18 protein-coding genes and 1 tRNA gene are annotated in these 18,086 nt (G+C 62.9%); 10 read left to right on the forward strand and 9 right to left on the reverse strand.

What is annotated here, in order from left to right; genetic code table 11:
• Nucleotides 1–17: 17 nt before the first annotated feature.
• On the reverse strand, nt 18–818 hold the full coding sequence (locus H7F16_RS05590; RefSeq protein ID WP_185796530.1) for an undecaprenyl-diphosphate phosphatase: 801 nt from the start codon (nt 816–818) through the stop codon (nt 18–20).
• 5 nt (nt 819–823) lie between these two features.
• A complete protein-coding gene (locus H7F16_RS05595; protein ID WP_185796531.1) occupies nt 824–1,810 on the reverse strand; it encodes a complex I NDUFA9 subunit family protein in 987 nt (328 codons plus the stop codon).
• Nucleotides 1,811–2,067: 257 nt separating this feature from the next.
• Here H7F16_RS05595 and H7F16_RS05600 point away from each other — a divergent pair.
• The 8 genes from H7F16_RS05600 to H7F16_RS05635 all read left to right on the forward strand — a co-directional run bounded on the left by H7F16_RS05600 (nt 2,068) and on the right by H7F16_RS05635 (nt 7,048).
• Nucleotides 2,068–2,152: transfer RNA gene (locus tag H7F16_RS05600), tRNA-Leu, on the forward strand.
• Nucleotides 2,153–2,278: 126 nt separating this feature from the next.
• Entirely contained in the window at nt 2,279–2,893 is a 615-nt protein-coding gene (locus tag H7F16_RS05605; RefSeq protein WP_185796532.1) for a ribonuclease H-like domain-containing protein, read from the forward strand.
• Complete coding sequence (locus H7F16_RS05610) at nt 2,874–3,848, forward strand: KpsF/GutQ family sugar-phosphate isomerase (RefSeq protein WP_185796533.1); 975 nt, start codon at nt 2,874–2,876, stop codon at nt 3,846–3,848. Before H7F16_RS05605 ends, H7F16_RS05610 begins: the two co-directional genes overlap by 20 nt.
• Nucleotides 3,848–4,459: an LPS export ABC transporter periplasmic protein LptC gene (gene lptC / locus H7F16_RS05615; protein ID WP_185796534.1), complete on the forward strand. Its 612-nt coding sequence runs from the start codon at nt 3,848–3,850 to the stop codon at nt 4,457–4,459. The genes H7F16_RS05610 and lptC overlap by 1 nt, the downstream gene beginning before the upstream one ends.
• Nucleotides 4,456–4,992, forward strand: a complete 537-nt coding sequence (gene lptA / locus H7F16_RS05620; protein WP_185796535.1) for a lipopolysaccharide transport periplasmic protein LptA — start codon at nt 4,456–4,458, stop codon at nt 4,990–4,992. The genes lptC and lptA overlap by 4 nt, the downstream gene beginning before the upstream one ends.
• The gene (lptB, locus tag H7F16_RS05625) at nt 4,989–5,750 is read left to right on the forward strand and encodes an LPS export ABC transporter ATP-binding protein (protein ID WP_185796536.1); all 762 of its coding nucleotides are present in this window, start codon (nt 4,989–4,991) and stop codon (nt 5,748–5,750) included. The genes lptA and lptB overlap by 4 nt, the downstream gene beginning before the upstream one ends.
• A 224-nt stretch (nt 5,751–5,974) precedes the next feature.
• Complete coding sequence (gene hpf, locus H7F16_RS05630; RefSeq protein ID WP_185796537.1) at nt 5,975–6,550, forward strand: ribosome hibernation-promoting factor, HPF/YfiA family; 576 nt, start codon at nt 5,975–5,977, stop codon at nt 6,548–6,550.
• A 33-nt stretch (nt 6,551–6,583) separates the two neighbouring features.
• Nucleotides 6,584–7,048 (forward strand): PTS sugar transporter subunit IIA, encoded by a 465-nt coding sequence (locus H7F16_RS05635; RefSeq protein WP_185796538.1) that lies wholly within the window; start codon nt 6,584–6,586, stop codon nt 7,046–7,048.
• On the opposite strand, the gene H7F16_RS05640 is transcribed toward H7F16_RS05635, so the two are convergent.
• The 7 genes from H7F16_RS05640 to cysQ form a co-directional block, all read right to left on the reverse strand.
• The gene (locus H7F16_RS05640) at nt 7,036–8,400 is read right to left on the reverse strand and encodes a nodulation protein NodH (protein ID WP_194308404.1); all 1,365 of its coding nucleotides are present in this window, start codon (nt 8,398–8,400) and stop codon (nt 7,036–7,038) included. The genes H7F16_RS05635 and H7F16_RS05640 overlap by 13 nt on opposite strands.
• A gap of 24 nt (nt 8,401–8,424) precedes the next feature.
• The gene (locus tag H7F16_RS05645) at nt 8,425–10,134 is read right to left on the reverse strand and encodes a DUF5927 domain-containing protein (RefSeq protein WP_241741182.1); all 1,710 of its coding nucleotides are present in this window, start codon (nt 10,132–10,134) and stop codon (nt 8,425–8,427) included.
• On the reverse strand, nt 10,131–11,165 hold the full coding sequence (locus H7F16_RS05650; RefSeq protein WP_185796540.1) for a glycosyltransferase family 2 protein: 1,035 nt from the start codon (nt 11,163–11,165) through the stop codon (nt 10,131–10,133). The genes H7F16_RS05645 and H7F16_RS05650 overlap by 4 nt, the downstream gene beginning before the upstream one ends.
• 158 nt (nt 11,166–11,323) lie before the next feature.
• A complete protein-coding gene (locus H7F16_RS05655; RefSeq protein ID WP_185796541.1) occupies nt 11,324–12,337 on the reverse strand; it encodes a glycosyltransferase family 2 protein in 1,014 nt (337 codons plus the stop codon).
• 4 nt (nt 12,338–12,341) lie between these two features.
• Entirely contained in the window at nt 12,342–13,235 is an 894-nt protein-coding gene (gene galU / locus H7F16_RS05660; RefSeq protein ID WP_185796542.1) for a UTP--glucose-1-phosphate uridylyltransferase GalU, read from the reverse strand.
• A gap of 180 nt (nt 13,236–13,415) precedes the next feature.
• The gene (locus H7F16_RS05665; RefSeq protein WP_185796543.1) at nt 13,416–14,204 is read right to left on the reverse strand and encodes a 3-deoxy-manno-octulosonate cytidylyltransferase family protein; all 789 of its coding nucleotides are present in this window, start codon (nt 14,202–14,204) and stop codon (nt 13,416–13,418) included.
• The gene (gene cysQ / locus H7F16_RS05670) at nt 14,201–14,971 is read right to left on the reverse strand and encodes a 3'(2'),5'-bisphosphate nucleotidase CysQ (RefSeq protein ID WP_185796544.1); all 771 of its coding nucleotides are present in this window, start codon (nt 14,969–14,971) and stop codon (nt 14,201–14,203) included. The genes H7F16_RS05665 and cysQ overlap by 4 nt, the downstream gene beginning before the upstream one ends.
• A 115-nt stretch (nt 14,972–15,086) precedes the next feature.
• Here cysQ and H7F16_RS05675 point away from each other — a divergent pair, with 115 nt between their 5' ends.
• Both H7F16_RS05675 and dnaK read left to right on the forward strand, forming a co-directional pair.
• Nucleotides 15,087–15,911 (forward strand): ABC transporter permease, encoded by an 825-nt coding sequence (locus tag H7F16_RS05675; protein WP_185796545.1) that lies wholly within the window; start codon nt 15,087–15,089, stop codon nt 15,909–15,911.
• Between the two features lie 212 nt (nt 15,912–16,123).
• Nucleotides 16,124–18,031 carry a molecular chaperone DnaK gene (gene dnaK / locus H7F16_RS05680; protein ID WP_185796546.1) on the forward strand — a complete coding sequence of 636 codons (1,908 nt, stop codon included), beginning with the start codon at nt 16,124–16,126 and terminating at the stop codon, nt 18,029–18,031.
• Nucleotides 18,032–18,086 lie beyond the last annotated feature (55 nt).

Below are 18,086 nucleotides of genomic sequence, written 5' to 3' on the forward strand. Positions count from 1 at the left end.
ATTAGTTACCTAAACTCTCAAAACCCCAACAGAAGCAGCGCCAAGGCCAGGCTTCCCACGATGATTCGCCACCAGCCGAACAGAACAAATCCGTGGCGAGAGACGAAATCGAGCAGCCAGCGCACGACCAGCACGCCACTGACAAAGGCCAGAACGAAGCCGATGACGATGTTTCCCAAGCCTGCGAAATCAAGAATGTGGCGGCTTTTCCACAGATCGAATGCAAAGGCGGCGGCCATCGTCGGCATCGACAGGAAGAACGAGAACTCGGCCGAGGCGCGCCGCCCCACACCGATCATCCGCGCGCCGACGATGGTCGCGCCCGAACGGCTGACACCCGGCACCAAGGCGAGGCATTGGAAAAACCCGATGGCCAAGGCCTTGCGGAAAGGCAGTTGCATCGCATCCTCGTGGGTCGCGGCGGGTGCGAAACGGTCGACGAACAGCAAGATCACCCCGCCGACGATCAACATCACGGCCACCAGAACCGGCGTTTCGAACAGCACGGCCTTGATGAAATCGTGCAGGGCCGCACCGATCACCATCGCGGGCAGAAAGGCCAGCAAGACCGAGAACACGAAGCGCGCCGCTGCCGGATCGGTGCGAACGGTCGAGACGACCTGCCAAAGTTTGGCGGCATAGACGGTCAGGATCGCAAGCACGGCGCCTAGCTGGACGACGACCTCGAATGTCCGTCCCGGGCTTTCGAAGCCTAGAAAGTGACCCGCCAACAAAAGGTGCCCCGTAGAGGAGACCGGTATGAACTCGGTCAGGCCCTCGATCAGGCCGAGGATGACCGCGTCGAAGGTATTGCCCAACTGGTTTACGCCTTGCGAAGGTTCTTCGCCGAATTCTTGATGGCCGCGTACTGCCCCGAGGGACGGTAGCGCCACAGATACTCGGGCAGGACAGCGCCCATAGCCGTGGGGGCAATCCCCAGTTCGGCAAACCCGCGCGCGCCGGGGGAAACCACGTTGTCACGCTTGAGGTTGCGCACCTGGTCGCGGGTGATCATCCCGTTCTTCACGATGCCGGCAGTCAGAGCTTGCAGCAGGTCGAAGGCGGCGCCCATCAGGCTTGCCACGAAGAACGGCACGTTGAGCACCAGCCGACGCCGCTGGATGACGGCCAGCATCTGCTGCATCAGGTCGCGGAAGGTCGCCACATCCGGCCCGCCGAGTTCGTAGATACCCGGCGCGGCATGGCCTAGAACGCCTGCAACCGCGGCCTGCGCCACATCATCGACATAGACAGGCTGGAATCGCGTGTCCGCCCCGACGACGGGAAGGATCGGACCCATCCGCGACATGGCGGCGAAACGGTTGAAGAAGCCGTCCTCGTTGCCGAAGATGATCGAAGGCCGAAGGATGACCGCTGTCGGGAAGGCCTGCAGAACCGCGGCTTCGCCCTTTGCCTTTGTCTGCTGGTATTCGCTTTCCGAGGCCGCATCGGCCCCGATGGACGACAGCTGGACCAGATGGCCCACGCCCTCTTCCGCGGCGATCCGTGCGATGCGGGCTGCACCTTCGGCTTGGACCGAATCAAACGTGTTGCGACCGGCGCGGTTCAGGATGCCGACGCAGTTGACCACCGCATCCGCCCCGCGCATCACGGCGCGCACGCTTGCATCGTCGCGGATATTGCAGGCCACGGGTTCGACCTGACCGACGACACCGTAGGGTTTGACGAACAGCGCGTCATTGGGATGGCGGACGGCGACGCGGACGCGCCAGCCCTCTTTCGCCATGCGGCGGGCTATGTAGCGCCCGACGAACCCCGAACCGCCGTAGATCGTGACCAGTTTGCTCATGCCCGGGCCTCCATATGCTTCGGCTGCTGATTACACGCTTGCCCGCGAAAGGCCAAGCACCACGAAACGCCGCAGGGAAGGGACAGATTTCTCTGCGGAAAATCGGGGCGGTTCTGCCCGTGCCGCGCCGGTTCGCACCGATTTCATTGCGGGTTGTTCCGGGCCGCCCCGCCGCCGCCCCGCCGTCGCAAAGAATCTTCACGCCATCCGTTGACACCGCCCGACCGCTTCTTTACATCGCCCCACATCGACGTGATGCCCAGATGGCGGAATTGGTAGACGCACTGGTTTCAGGTACCAGCGCTGCAAGGCGTGGAGGTTCGAGTCCTCTTCTGGGCACCACGTCGATCTTAGCGAAAAGGGCGCGCTGAAAAGCGCGCCCTTTTGCCATTCCGGCGTCCTCCTGCGTTGACCGTGCCCCTATGGGGGTCTAATGCGGGCCGACACCTTACGGACAAGGATTTTCCCGTGGCGATCCACCTTTACCGCAACGACCTGCCTGACGGGCTGACGCTTGGCCCCGTGGTCGCGATCGACACCGAAACCATGGGTCTCGACCCGCGCCGCGACAGGCTGTGCCTTGTCCAGCTTTCGGACGGGAACGGCGATGCACATCTTGTGCAGATCGAACGCGGCCAGACCAGCGCGCCGAACCTCGAACGTCTGTTGACCGATCCGGCCACGCTGAAGCTGTTCCATTTCGGCCGTTTCGACATTGCCGCGATGAAGAAAGCCTTTGGCGTCACCACCGCGCCCGTCTGGTGCACGAAGATCGCCTCGCGCCTGATCCGCACCTTTACCGACCGGCACGGGCTGAAATACCTGCTGCTGGAACTTGTCGGCGTCGACGTCTCGAAGCAGCAACAGACATCGGACTGGGGGTCGGCCACGCTGACCGATGCGCAGAAGGAATACGCCGCGTCGGACGTTCTGTACCTGCACCGTCTTATGACCGAGCTGGAAGCGCGCCTGATCCGGGAAGGCCGGATGGAGCTGGCGCAGCGGCTGTTCGATTTCCTGCCCACACGGGCCGAGCTTGACCTTATGGGCTGGGATGAACCCAATGACATCTTCCACCATTGACGCGACCGATCTGCTGAAGACCGCCCGTCGCGTCATCCGTCGCGAATCCGAGGCGCTGACGCTTTTGGCAGATAGCCTTGACGCAGCCTTTTCGGCTGCGGTGCAGACGATATTGCAGGCGAATGGGCGGGTGATCGTCTCGGGCATGGGGAAATCGGGCCATATTGCCCGCAAGATCGCGGCCACGCTCGCCTCGACCGGCACGCCTGCGCAATTCGTGCATCCTGCCGAGGCAAGCCACGGCGACCTTGGAATGGTGATGCGCGGCGATGTGGCGCTTGTGCTGTCCAATTCGGGCGAGACGCCCGAGCTTTCGGACATCATCGCCCATACCCGGCGCTTCGACATTCCGCTGATCGGGGTGGCGTCGCGTGCCGACTCGACCCTGCTGCGGCAGGCCGATGTGGCCCTGCTGCTGCCCCCCGCGCCCGAAGCCTGCGAGACGGGGATCGTGCCGACGACCTCGACCACCATGACCCTTGCGCTGGGCGATGCCATCGCGGTGGCCCTGATGGAGCACCGGCAGTTCACGCCGGAACATTTCCGCCTGTTCCATCCCGGCGGCAAGCTGGGGGCGCGGCTGTCCAAGGTGCGCGACCTGATGCATGGCGACCCTCCGACGGTGACGCATGACACCTCGATGGGCGAGGCGCTGATCCTGATGTCGGGGCGCGGCTTCGGTGTCGTCGGGGTGACCGATGGCGATGGCTACTTGCAGGGCATCATCACCGATGGCGACCTGCGCCGCCATCTGGACGGCCTGATGGATCTGACCGCCGGAGATGTGATGACGGCCGCGCCGCGCACCATCGGGCCGGATGCGCTGGCCGAAACCGCCGTGCGCATCATGAACGAAAAGAAGATCACCTGCCTGTTCGTCACCGATCCGCCCGACAGCACGACTGCCGTGGGGCTGTTGCACATCCATGATTGCCTGCGGGCCGGTATCGCCTGATGGCCGTGCGGCGCGCCTTTGACGGGTGGTCGCGGACCGTGGGCTGGCTCAAGGTTGCGTTGCCGTTGACGGCGCTTGGCCTGTTGTCGACGCTGTTTCTGGTGTCGAACCGCATCGACCCCGAAGCCGCCATTCCCTATGCGACGGTCGATGTGGAATCGCGCATGCGCGAACCGCGCCTGACCAAGCCCGCCTATGCGGGGACCACCGTCGATGGCAGCGCCCTTGTGATGTCTGCCGAAGAGGCGCGGCCTGCCACGACACCCGGCGCGCCCTCGACCGCGACAAAGATCACGGCAAGCCTGACGACCCCCGATGGCAAGCGCACCGACATGCGGGCGGATGACGCCCTGCTCGACGCCGAGGCGAACAGGTTGAACCTGAACGGAAACGTCATTGTCGAGAACTCGACCGGCTACCGCATCATGACCGAGGCCCTGCAGGCGGATCTGGCGAAAACCGAGCTTGCATCGCAGGCAAAGGTCAAGGCTACTGGCCCCGCAGGACAGATCACCGCCGATGCCATGACGCTGACCGGCGACGGCACGCCGGGCAAGCCCTATCTTCTGGTTTTCAAAGGCAGCGTTAAACTGGTATATCAGCCCAAATGAAGCGCAACTTCCCCCTCGCCCTGTTCCTTGTCGCCGCGACTGCCATCGGCCAACCGGTCCTTGCGCAGCAGATCGAATTCAAAGGGTTGCAGCAAGACAGCTCGCTTCCCGTCGAGGTGGCGGCCGACAGTCTGGCTGTCGACCAGACCTCGGGGCTTGCGACGTTCGACGGAAATGTCGTCGTGGTGCAGGGTGACATGACGATCAAGGCCGGAAATGCCCGCGTGGAATATGCGGCCGATGGAACCGGGATCGCCAAGCTGTATTTTTCGGGCCGCGTCACCTTTGCCGGCGGAACCGAGGCGGCGCAGGCCGACGAGGCCGTCTATACGGTTGCCGCGGGCGAGGTTGTCATGACCGGCGATGTGCTGCTGACCCAGGGCAGCACCACGATTGCGGGCCAGAAGATGGTCTATGACCTGCAAAAGGGCACCGGCAAGATGGAAGGGCGGGTCCAGACCAGCTTTACCCCGAAATCCGCGGCCGAGAAGAAAGCGCCCAAGGCCACGCCGACGCCGGGCGCCGCACCGTGAACGCGAAACCCGAATTGACGGTAACCGAAGGTTCGGCCGGGCTTGTGGTGCGGGGTTTGCGCAAAAGCTACAAGCGCCGCCCCGTTATCCGCGACGTTTCGATGAACCTGATGCGGGGCGAGGTTGTGGCGCTGCTGGGTCCGAACGGTTCGGGCAAGACCACCTGCTTTTACGCCATCGCGGGCCTTGTGACCCCCGAAGGCGGCGAGGTGCTGATCGACGGGCGCGACGTTACCGCGCTGCCCATGTATCGCCGCGCCCGCCTTGGCATCGGCTATCTGCCGCAAGAGGTCTCGATCTTTCGCGGCCTGTCGGTCGAGGACAATATCCTTGCCGTCCTCGAGATTGCGGTGACCGACCGGCACAAGCGCCGCGAACGGCTGGAAGAACTGCTTTCGGAGTTTTCGATCACCCACCTGCGCCGCGCGCCCGCGCTGGCACTTTCCGGGGGCGAGCGCCGCCGCGTCGAAATCGCGCGCTGTCTGGCGGCCGATCCGAAATACCTGCTGCTCGACGAACCCTTTGCAGGGGTCGACCCTATCGCGGTTGCGGAAATCCGCCACCTTGTTGCCGACCTGAAAGGGCGTGGCATCGGCGTTCTGATCACCGACCACAACGTGCGCGAAACGCTCGAGATCGTGGACCGCGCCTATATCCTGCACGATGGCAAGGTGCTGATGAGCGGGACGACGGACGAGGTCGTCAGGGACGAGATGGTCCGCCGCGTCTATCTGGGGCAGAATTTCCGCATCAGCTGACGGGCGGCCATTTGGACTAGTCCGCACGATCCATGTTGACAAGACGGGCAGGCTTGGGCGCAAATGTCCTTGATGCGACCGACACACGCCATGCCCGGATCCGCCTATGCCGCCCCACGACGGGTGCCGCACCTTGCAGGATCGGGCAGCGCCCCTCAGATTAACCAGAGCCGTCCGTTCCGCGCCATTGCGGCGGCCGGTGTTTCATGCGCGAAGGAGGCATCATGCGCTACCAGATCAGCGGCAAACAGATCGACATCGGGGAAGCCCTCCAGACCCATGTAAAGGCCGAACTCGGCGAGGTGGTCGAGAAATACGCCCAGCGGCCGACCGATGCGTTGATCGTCTTTTCGCGCTCGGCGCATGAATATGTCTGCGAGGCGGTGATCCATCTTTCGACGGGCCTGACGGCGCAGGCCAAGGGCCATGCCACCGAAATCTACGCGGCTTTCGAATCCTGCCGCGAGAAGATGGACAAGCAACTGCGCCGCTACAAGCGCCGCATCCGCAACCACCACAACACCCGCACGGCGCCGGTTGAATTCGCCGAAGGCTCGTCCTATATCCTCGCGCCAACGGAAGAGCCCGAGGATGATACGGACGACCTGACCCAGCCCATCGTCATTGCCGAGATGGAGACGAAAATCCCCTCTGTCACGGTCGGCGAAGCGGTGATGATGCTGGAACTTGGCGGCCAGAAAATGCTTGTGTTCCGCAACGAAGGACATGGCGGCGTGAATGTGGTGTACCGTCGTGATGACGGAAACATCGGCTGGATCGATCCGCGCAACAGCAAATGACCGGCACAATCCGGCACAGGAACGACTGACGGCATGGACCTTTCCAAGCTACTTATTCCGGGGGCCGTCAGGGTCGTCGGTCAACTGACCAGCAAGAAGCGGCTCTTCCAGGAACTGGGAGAGCTGGCCTCCTCGGCCTACGGGCTGAACGCGGCGACGGCGATCGACGGGTTGCAGGAACGCGAAAGCCTTGGCCCCACCGGCGTGGGCCACGGCATCGCTTTGCCCCATGCCCGTCTGGAAGACCTGTCCCGGATCGTCGGCGTTTTCATCAGACTGGAAAAGCCGCTCGATTACGACAGCGTCGACCGCCAGCCGGTCGATCTGGTCTTTGGACTGTTCGCGCCGAAGGATTCGGGGGTCGAGCATCTCAAGGCGCTGGCGCTTGTGTCGCGCACCATGCGGGATGCGAATGTCGTCTCGAAGCTGCGGGCGAACACCGATTCCGCCAAGCTGCACGCCATTCTGACCGAAGCGCGGACGATTCAGGCCGCATGACCGCGCGGCCCGAAACCGAAGCCCATGTAGTCGCGCTGATACGCCTCGCGCGCGGCGTCTTCGACCGAAGCGTCAAGAACCGCCTCGACGCCCGAGGGTTCGGCCGCGCGCAGGGGTGGCATGGCGACACCGACTTCGGCGCACAGCCACGAAAGCCCCTCGGGCAAGCGATCCTCGCGCAGCACCGCGTCGGGGCCGTTGAACAGGGCGAAGCCTTGCGTCAGCGCCGTCTGGCTGGCCCATGCCGCAGGCGTACGGAACCCGGTCTGGCCAGCGATGTTGCGTTTGAGGAAGCGCAGGAAGGCGACAAAGGCCGCGCGCTCTTCCTCGACCGAGGCGTAGCCCTGTTTGGGAAAGGCGACGCCATGCACCCGCGACAGGATATTGCGCTGCTCTGGCCCCAGACCGCTGCCCTGCGCGTCCTTGAAGGCCGCCCATGCCCTGTCGACCGGATGGCGCAGCACGGTAAAGCTGCGGTGTCCGGCATGGGCGCGCTTCCACTGGCGCAACGACTTTTGCACGAAGTCGCGCTCCAGCCCGCCGAACGCTTCCAGCCAGTCGACCACCCGCGCCTCGGGCCCGCCGCGCAGCGGCATGAACAGCAAAGGCACCTCGCGCGAGGCGATGAAGCCCGGAATGCCCGCCGTGCGGCGCGGTTCGAAATTCGGGGTGCGTGACAGGTTGAAGCGGTCGAGCCGCGCCAAGGCCTGTTCCATCGCGGCAGGGTTCGTCACCTTGTCGGCCAGCGGTTCGGGGTTTTGCACCGTCAGCGACTGGTCCACCGCATCAAGCCGCGCATCGACCCGGAGGAAGGCGGCAAGCCCGTTCAGAACGGCAAGATCCTGAATATCCTCGTAGTCGAGATAAAAGGCGGTCTGCCCGCTGGTCTGCAATGCGTTCAGCAGCCGGACCTGAAAGCCCTGCACGGCATCGAGATGCGCCTCGAATTCGACGCTGTCGAAACGGGCCTTGGCCTGTTTGAGGTTTTTGGGGTTGGTCAGTTTCCATTGACCTGTCGCCTGCGCGATCTTGAGGCTGACATAGCTTTCCACCGGATTGCGCGTCAGCACGATCTTGGCGCAGCGCGTGTCGGCCATGACGGCATCGAATACGCGCGGGTCGTGGTCGTGGAACCAGCGGAAGCCGACCATGCCGCCCGTGGCCGCCCGCGCGGCCGCGATCAGCGCCATCGGGTCAGACTCGCGCTGGGCGAGGGTAACGCCGAACATCTCGGTCTGGTCCTTCTTGCCGATGAAGAAGGGGTTGAACAGTTCACCCAGACAGGAAACGCCGTGCAGCGCGTTCAGATTTGCTTCCAGAAAATTGGACCCTGTCCGCATTTCGGCGAACATCACGAAGCTGTCGAAACCGCGCACTCACTTCACCAGATAGGGCCGCCCGCGCGAGGCGCTGGCGGGGCGCGGGTCGTCGCCCGCCGGAAAATCGCCCATAAGCACAGGCTGCATCCCCTGATTGCGCAGGTTTTGCAGGAATTGTCCAAAGCCTGTCAGGTCCGTCATCTTCGGCGCTTCGGTCAGCCGCCGCAAGGAACGGGGGCTGATCTCGTCCACGATGGTCTGCAACGGCTCCATCGGGCTTTCGACAAATTCCGCCAGCGTCCAGATGCGGACACGGGCCTTGGTGCTGGATTGGCGCAGGACGGCAAGCGTTTCGCTTTCCACCTTTTGCAACCGCGCCGCCTCGCGCCGGATGTCGCCGAAGTTGCGGTTCGATTTCCAAAGCGGCAGCGCCCATGCGCCCGATATCACCGATATCTGCGCGTTGGCGTCCATTGCGATAAAGGGGTTCAGCGTCTGGCTGTCGGCAGGCCCGAACTGGAAGCACTGCCTTTCGCCCCGCGTTGCCCAGATGAGGTTGGTCAGGAAGGACCGCGGGTTGTAGTCGCGCAATCTGGGGCTGTCAGAGAGCGCGCCGTTATAGATCGCCTCGCCCCCGGCGAATTCTACGCGGTCGGGGGCGAAGAGGTGGCCATGCACGCGGCTTCCCGTCGTTTTGGAAAGCCACATCTCGAAGTTCTCGAACACCTCGGAAAAGCCGTGGAACACCGAATAGGGCGCCGCCGTGCGCCCGTTCTCGAAGTTCTCGTTCGGGAAGCGGCTTTGCATGTAAAGACCGGGACGCCCTTTGACCCGCCGCTCGACCGCCTTGGCGAAAAGACGGTCGATCTTGCCGGGGTTCGGTTCCCGACCGGCCTGCGCCTCGGCGTCGTCGGTCAGGAAGGTGCGGTAGAGTTTGTTCGCATGCGGCCAGATCTTGCGCGCCACGAAGCAATCGGACCGGCGCAAAAGCTGGAGGTGGTCATCGTAGAAGATATGCGGCTTGCCCTGAAAATCGAACTTCGACAGCGTGAGCGACCGGCTTTCGACCGAGCTTGAGACCAGCCGCACCAAGGTCTGGAAGTAGCTTTCGTCGGGAATCCAGACGCGGCGGAAATAGTCGTCATAAAGCTTGCGGTCCGGCCCCTGCAGAATGGCCGAAAGGGTTTGCCGTGTCAGGCACCACCATTGGCTGCCAAGATGCGGCACGACATCCTTGGGAATCTTGCGCTGGAACCGCACACGGCGTTGCAGGGCGACGTAGCGGTCGAAAAGCCACCGCTGCGTGCGCCACGAAAACGGGAAGCGGAGGGTAAAGCGTTCCATGTTCAGCCCGCCGATGGTCCAGCCGACCTCTTCGGTGGTGACGCTTTCGATGAAATCGGTGCGGGGGCGGGCATCGAGATAGGCGATCAGGTCGCGCACGGGGCGCAGGGGCATGCAGGACCCCGAGGCGAGGTAGACATGCCGGACCTGCGGAAAGTCGGCCAGCATCACCTCGGACGCGGCTTGCGTGGCGGCGACGATGCCCCATGTGCCCCATTCGCAGGCGAAACGTTCGGAAAACCGGACATTGGCCAGATCGGCCAATTCGGTTTTCATGGTGTCGTAACTCCACGCCTTGACCCGCGCGTCGACGTGGATGACGACCGGACAGCCGCGTTCCGCCCAGTGACGCGCCACTTCGGCGGCGCGGTGCAAGGCCGTGTGGCACAGCATGACAAAGCCGAGGGTGGTGCTTTCGGTCATGCCCAATTCCCCTTGGACATCAGGCCCAGAATTTCGAGCTGTCGCCAGTTGATGTATTTCTCGCTCCACTTGCACCACAGGTCGGGCTGGGATTTCAGCCCCTCGCGGTAGGCGCGGTATTCGTGGCTGTCGGCATAATGCTGACGGCGCTTCATCTCTTCCTCGGCCTTGACGGCGAAGGTATCGAGGAATTTGGCATGAAGCAGGCAGCCGCTTGCCTTTTCACCACCCCATTCATCATAGACGAGGTTCAGCCCGCGCGGCAGCAGCATGTGGGTCGAGCTGACATAGGCATAGGCGCGGTCCCATTTGACCAAGGGCACCTTGTTCAGCGCGGGTGCGCGTTCGGGTTCGTCGGCAAAGAACATCCGGCCGCGCGGCCCGCCCTGAAGCCAGAGGTTGCCCAGCCCCGCGTTGCGCTTGACCGAATAGTTCGCGCTGTCGAACCACTGCGCGATTTCGAACGGGTCCTGACCTTCGGCATAGGGCTGCGCGTCGATCGGACCCTTGGGATACATGTCGAGGATCATGGCCGAGAAGGAGCGGATGCCCGAAGTGTCGAGCCAGTCGGTCAGCGCGCGCAAGGGCCGCGTTTCGCAGAAGGGATAGATCAGGAATTCGTCGACATCCACCGTCAGCGTCCAGTGCTGGTGGCAGTAGCGGCGTTGCAGATGGGTGATCCAATCCATGCCGAAGCGTGAATTCTTGTAACTGCCCGTGGCCAGCCACAGCGAAACATCGGGCTGCGCAAGAAGGTATTCGCGGCTGCCATCGGTCGAGCCATTGTCGACGATCAGGAAGTGGTTGACGCCCAAATCCCTGTAATAGCGAAGAAAATAGGGAAGGCGGATCTTTTCGTTCCGCAGGGTGGTGCAAAGCAGGATGCTGTCGGACCGGATCGCTCCGGTGCGATTGGCAAGGCTTGTCATTTCGCGCCGCCGCAGCCAGCCGCGCAAATGCAAACGCCGCCGCCGAAGCCGCAGCCGATATGCCCCGATCAAACCCACTCGAACAACCTGCCCCTGCCACATCGGGCCACCCGTCAAGTGCGCCCGTCCCCGTCTTCGCCTATGGTCCCGACATGGGCTGCGCCCTGTCCGGTTCCGTACAGATTAGTAACAACCCATCCTAAAGTAAACAAAACTTGACTTTCGGATCGTATGATCTCCTAGAAGTTGTAAATGATTCTTTACAACCAACCTCCGCGCGACATCAGCCCCAGTGCCTCGAGCCCGCGCCAGCCGTCGTAGCGGCGCGATGTGCTGCACCACAGGTCGGGGTTCGAGGACAGTTCGTCATAGTAACGGTCATAAAGCGCAGCATTTGAGAAGTGTTCGCCACGTGCCTTTTCCTCGGCCGCGCGGGCAACGGCGAGGTTGAGGAACTTCGAATGCAACAGAAGGCCCGAGGGCGCCTCGCCCCCGTCGCTTTCGTAAAAGCGGTTGAGACGGGGCGGCAGCAGGGAATGGGTCGAGTTGACGTAGGCGTAGCGCCGGTTCCAGCGCACCAGCGGCACCTTGTTCAGCGTGGGCGCGCGCTCGGGCGCATCGGCAAAGAACATGCGCGCCCTCGGGCCACCTTGCAGCCACAGATTGCCCATCGGCTTTTGCACGCGCATTCCGTAATTGGCGCTGTCAAACCATTGCAGCACGGCGAAAGGGTCGTCGCCCGCCCGATACTCCTGCACCGCGACCGGCCCTTTGGGATACATGTCGAGCATCATGGCGGGGAACATGTCCCGGCCCTGCCCGTCAAGCCAACCGGTCAGCGCGCGCAGGTCGCGGGTGTCACAGTAGGGATAGACCAGGGCCTCGTCGGCATCGAGCGTCAGGCACCAGTGGCCGTGACCGTAGCGGGCCAAAAGCCAGTTGGTCCAATCCAGCCCGAAACGCGACGCCTTGTAGCCCGCCCCCGTGCGCCACAGCGACACGTCGGGTTGCGCGGACAGCAGGTCTTGCGTGCCGTCGGTGCTGGCATTGTCGACGATCAGGAAGCGCGCCACACCGAGGTTGCGGTGATATTCGAGAAACCACGGCAGGCGCAGCGCCTCGTTCCGCACGACGGCGAAACACAGGATGTCATCGCGGGAAATATCGGCCGTCCGGTCGACCACCGGCGCCAGATCGTGCCGCTTGCCGATGGCCCGCGCCAGCAGCCTGCGCCGTTTCCAGCGCAGGCGATAAGCATCAAGCCAAGCGGCCACGCCGTTACTGCGCAGCTTTCTGCAAGGCGATCATGTCATGCAGATAAGCTGAAAACTCGTCACGCAGATCAGGCCGCGACAGTCCGAAGGCCACCGTCGCCTGCAAGAAACCGGCTTTCGACCCGCAGTCGTAGCGTTGACCGCGGAAGCGGTAGCCGAACACGTTGCCATCGGCCACTTCTTCGGCAATCGCGTCGGTCAGCTGGATTTCGCCACCGGCACCCTGCTTCATGCGGTTCAGGTTGGTCATGACCTTGGGCGACAGGATGTAGCGCCCGATCACCGCGAGGTTGGAGGGTGCGGTTCCGGCTTTGGGCTTTTCCACCATGCCCTTGGCCTTGACGATCGAGCCCATGTCCTCGCCGATATCCAGCACGCCGTATGAGGAGGTCCGCTCGGGCGCCACTTCCATCGCGGCGACCATGTTGCCACCGGTTTCGGCATAAGCCTCGACCATCTGTTGCAGGCAGGGCTTTTCGGCTGCGATCACGTCATCGGGCAGCAGGACGGCAAAGGGTTCGTCCCCCACCAGCCGCCGCGCGCACCAGACCGCGTGGCCAAGGCCAAGCGGGCGGTTCTGGCGGATATAGGCGATGGCACCCGAATCCATGTTCGTCTCTTTGAGGATTTCGAGCAGGTCTTCCTTGCCCGATTTCTTGAGCGCGCTTTCAAGTTCGGGCGCGTTGTCGAAGTAATCCTCGAGCGCGGATTTCCCGCGCGACGTCACGAAGATGAATTCCTTGATGCCGGCAGCCCGCGCCTCGTCGATCGCGTATTGGATCAACGGGCGGTCAACCAGCGTCATGATTTCCTTGGGAATGGATTTGGTCGCAGGCAGGAACCGCGTGCCCAATCCGGCGACGGGGAAGATGGCCTTCGAGACCTTCTTGATTTTCATTTCGACACCTATGTTTCAGCCCGGAACACCCGGCGCCGATACCACGCCCATGCAGTGCGGTCGGTAGGCACAGATTAACAGCCTTCCGCCCGATGGGAAACGCCGTTGCGGTAGCGGTTCCGTAGTGCATCCGCAAGCACGACGATAGGGCATGGACATGTCAAATCTGCGGCTTTTCGCCTATTTCATCGCCGCCATCATCGCTTCGATCACGGGAACGTCGCTCGGGTTGTTCAATTCCCAGAATTGCCGCCCTTGGGCTTCGACCTCGACGCAAAGCACCGCGCGTCCGTTTTCGAGAAAGCGCAGCTGTTCCAGGCCTTCCAGCTTTTCCAGCGGCCCGACGGGCCAGGACGGATAATCGCGCAGCGCGGCGGGCCGATAGGCATAGACGCCGACATGGTGAAAGACCGGTGTCGGATCTTCGTCGGCATAGGTCTTGCCGGTGAAGGGGATCACCTCTTTCGAGAAATAGAGGCCGCGCCCGCCTGCGCCGAAAACGGCGGTCGTGCCGCCCACGCGTCCGGCGCGGCGGTCGGCCAGAAGGGCTGCGAGCATCTTGCCCTCGCAGCGCAGCACGGGCGTTGCGATTACCGCCGCAGGATCGGCCCGCAGGCCCGCGACAAGATCCTCGACGAACCACGCGGGGGTCAGGGGGGCATCGCCTTGCAAGTTCACGACGATGTCGTAACCCGTCAGCTTTGCCGCCACTTCGGCGCAGCGTTCGGTTCCGTTCTGGCAATCGACCGACGTCATCACCACCTCGGCCCCGAAGGCTTCGGCGTGTTCGCGGATGCGATCGTCATCGGTGGCGACGACGACGCGGTCGACGCCGCGCACGGCCATCGCGGCCTCCCAGCTGCGGCGGATCAGGGTCTTTTCGCCGTCTGGCCCCCGAAGCGAGACCAGCGGCTTGCCCGGGTAGCGGGTGCTTGCGTAGCGGGCGGGGATGGCGATCAGAACGCTCATTTCAGGTCGACTCCGGGTGCGTGGGCGATGAAGAAGGGATTGTCCCACCCCGATTTGCCATAGGCGAGGGGCGTTCCGTCATCCATGCGCACCACAACGCCGCCCGCGCCGCGCAGCACGGCATCGCCGGCCGCCGTGTCCCATTCCATCGTGCGGCCAAGGCGGGGGTAGATGTCCGCCTCGCCCGTGGCGACCAGACAGAACTTGAGGCTCGACCCCGCGCTGCGGCTGTCCTTGACGGCGTAGCGGGCGATGTATTCCTCGGTCGCGGCGTCGCGGTGCGATTTCGACGCGACCACCATGAGTGCCGCGTTGTCGGGCCTTGCCACGCGGATTTCGCGCTGTGCGCCCGCCACCTCTTCGACCGTGACCCCGTCGGGACGGGTGTAGAACAAGCGGCCCTGTGCGGGGGCATAGACCACCCCGCGCAGCGGCACGCCCTTTTCGACATAGGCGATATTGACCGTGAAATCGCCGCGGCGCTGGACGAATTCCTTGGTTCCATCAAGCGGATCGACGATCAGGAAGGTCTCGGCCCGCAAGGCGTGGCTGTCGGCCTGCTCTTCGGTGATGAGGATCACATCGGGAAACGCCGCCCGCAGGCCTGCCGAAATCAGCGCATCGGCGGCTTCGTCGGCCTCGGTCACGGGCGACTGGTCGCCTTTGACCTTTACCGCGAAATCGGGGCCGTCATAGACCTCCATGATCTTTGCACCCGCATCGAGCGCCAGTTGGCGGATAACGGGAATCAACCGCTCGAAGTCCATTGCACACCCCATGCAGGCGCATCGGCCCGCCCTGATTGAAAACCTGACTTTTCCGCCTTATCATGCGCCCTGCGACCAAGGGCAAGCGGCCCTGCGCCAGTGTGAGGGTTCGGGTTTGAAATTCTACGCCGAAGTCAAACAGACCCATGCCCGCACCGCCTGGTCTATCCTTGAACTCGTCTTTCACGGCGCGGTCCACAATGTCCGCAAAAGCCACACCAGCGCGGTGATCGGGCTTTTGCTGAATCTTGTGCAGGCGGTGATGATGATCGCAGGCTTTTACCTGATGTTCGCCTTTACCGGCACACGGCATATCGCGATCCGTGGCGATTACATCCTGTATCTGATGTCCGGCATCTTCATGTACATGACGCATGTAAAGGCCATGCAGACGGTGATGAAGGCCGATGGCCCGACAAGCGCCATGATGAAGCACGGCCCGATGAACACGCTGATCGCCGTGGGTGCCGCGGCGCTGGGTGCGCTTTATCTGCAGATCCTTTCGGCCATCGTCGTGCTGTTCATCTACCATGCCGTCATCTCGCCCATCACCATCGACCAGCCGATACAGACGCTGGGCATGATGGTTCTGGCCTGGGCGACGGGTGTCGCCATCGGCATGATCTTTCGCGCGGCGACGCCGTGGCAGCCGCGGTTCTTCGGCATCGTGGCGACGATCTATGCCCGTCTGAACATGATCGCGTCGGGCAAGATGTTCGTGGCCAACGCCATGCCGACCGTGGTTCTGGGCTGGTTCGACTGGAACCCGCTGTTCCACATCATCGACCAGGGGCGCGGTTTCATCTTCCTGAATTACGCGCCGCGCTACAGCAATGTGGAATACCCGCTGTATTTCCTGCTGGCCTGCCTGACGATCGGCCTGATGGGCGAGTTCTACACGATGAAGCGCGTGTCGCTGTCGTGGTCGATGGGCAAGTGACCGGGCCTTTGCCCGGACCCGCGCGACCCCGTCTTTCGGATTGGCTGCAAATTCCCGCAAGCCTGACGCTTGCAGGCCCAACGCCCCCAACTTATATACCCCACGAAGCCGGAAGGGGCGGGCCGCTCCTGCCGGACAGACTTGGGATCGGGGCCGGACGCCTTCCTATAGGGTCCAGCCCCACAACATCGCCGAAAGAAGGGTAGCATATCATGGCCAAAGTCATCGGGATCGACCTCGGGACCACCAACAGCTGCATCGCCATCATGGACGGTTCGCAGCCCCGCATCATCGAAAACTCGGAAGGCGCGCGCACCACGCCCTCTATCGTCGCCTTCACCGAAGGCGAGCGTCTGGTCGGCCAGCCTGCGAAACGTCAGGCCGTCACCAACGCATCCAACACCATCTTCGCGGTCAAGCGCCTGATTGGTCGTCGTTTTGACGATCCGGTCATTCTGAAAGACCAGAAGAACATGCCGTATAAAATCGTCAACGGCGGCAATGGCGACGCTTGGGTCGAAGTGCGCGGCGAGAAGTATTCGCCCAGCCAGGTTTCGGCCTTCATCCTTCAGAAAATGAAGGAAACCGCCGAATCCTACCTTGGCGAGTCGGTGACGCAGGCCGTCATCACCGTTCCGGCCTATTTCAACGACGCCCAGCGTCAGGCGACCAAGGACGCGGGCAAGATCGCCGGTCTTGAAGTGCTGCGGATCATCAACGAACCGACCGCTGCGGCGCTGGCCTACGGCCTCGACAAGAAAGAGGCGCGCACGATCGCGGTCTATGACCTTGGCGGCGGCACCTTCGACATCACCATCCTCGAAATCGACGATGGCCTGTTCGAGGTTAAATCGACCAACGGCGACACCTTCCTTGGCGGTGAAGACTTTGACATGCGGATCGTCAGCTATCTGGCCGACGAGTTCAAGAAAGAGCATGGCGTCGATCTCACGCTCGACAAGATGGCGCTCCAGCGCCTGAAGGAAGCTGCCGAAAAGGCCAAGATCGAGCTGTCGTCCAGCCAGCAGACCGAAATCAACCAGCCGTTCATCAGCATGGACAAGAACACCGGCCAGCCGCTGCACCTTGTGGTCAAGCTGACCCGTGCCAAGCTGGAATCGCTGGTCGACGATCTGATCAAGAAATCGATGAAGCCCTGTCAGGCAGCGCTGAAGGATGCAGGCCTGACGATGGCCGACATCGACGAAGTGGTGCTTGTCGGCGGTATGACCCGTATGCCGCGCGTGATCGAGGAAGTGACCAAGTTCTTCGGCAAGGAACCCCACAAGGGCGTGAACCCTGACGAAGTCGTGGCTGCCGGTGCCGCCATTCAGGCCGGCGTGCTGCAAGGCGATGTGAAAGACGTCGTCCTGCTTGACGTTACCCCGCTGTCGCTGGGCATCGAAACCCTGGGCGGCGTGTTCACCCGCCTGATCGACCGCAACACCACGATCCCGACGAAGAAGAGCCAGGTGTTCTCGACGGCCGAAGACAACCAGAACGCCGTGACGATCCGCGTGTTCCAGGGGGAACGCGAGATGGCTGCCGACAACAAGATGCTCGGCCAGTTCAACCTCGAACAGATCCCGCCGGCCCCGCGCGGCATGCCGCAGATCGAAGTCACCTTCGACATCGACGCCAACGGCATCGTCTCGGTCAAGGCCAAGGACAAGGGCACGAACAAAGAGCAGGCGATCACGATCCAAGCCTCGGGCGGCCTGTCCGACGAGGATATCGAGAAGATGGTGAAGGACGCCGAGGCCAATGCCGAGGCCGACCGCGAGCGCCGCGAGCTTGTCGAAGCCAAGAACCAGGGCGAAAGCCTGCTGCATTCGACCAAGAAATCCTTGGCCGAGCATGGCGACAAGGTTGACCCCTCGACCGTCGAGGCGATCGAACTTGCGATGGGCGCGCTTGAAGAGACTCTCAAGACCGAGGACGCCGGCAAGATCAAGGGCGGCATCCAGAACCTGACCGAGGCCGCGATGCGGCTGGGCGAAGCCATCTACAAGGCCAGCCAGTCGGAAAGCGAAGGCAAAGACCCCGACGCGCCGCGCGATGTCGATGACGACATCGTCGATGCCGATTTCGAAGACCTTGGCGAAAACAAGCGGAAGTGACACCGCGTGAAACGGGAAAGGGGGCGGTTCGGCAACGAACCGCCCCCACCCGGTT

It is taken from the genome of Paragemmobacter straminiformis (genome assembly GCF_014243445.1).
Taxonomy (GTDB): Bacteria; Pseudomonadota; Alphaproteobacteria; order Rhodobacterales; family Rhodobacteraceae; genus Paragemmobacter; species Paragemmobacter straminiformis.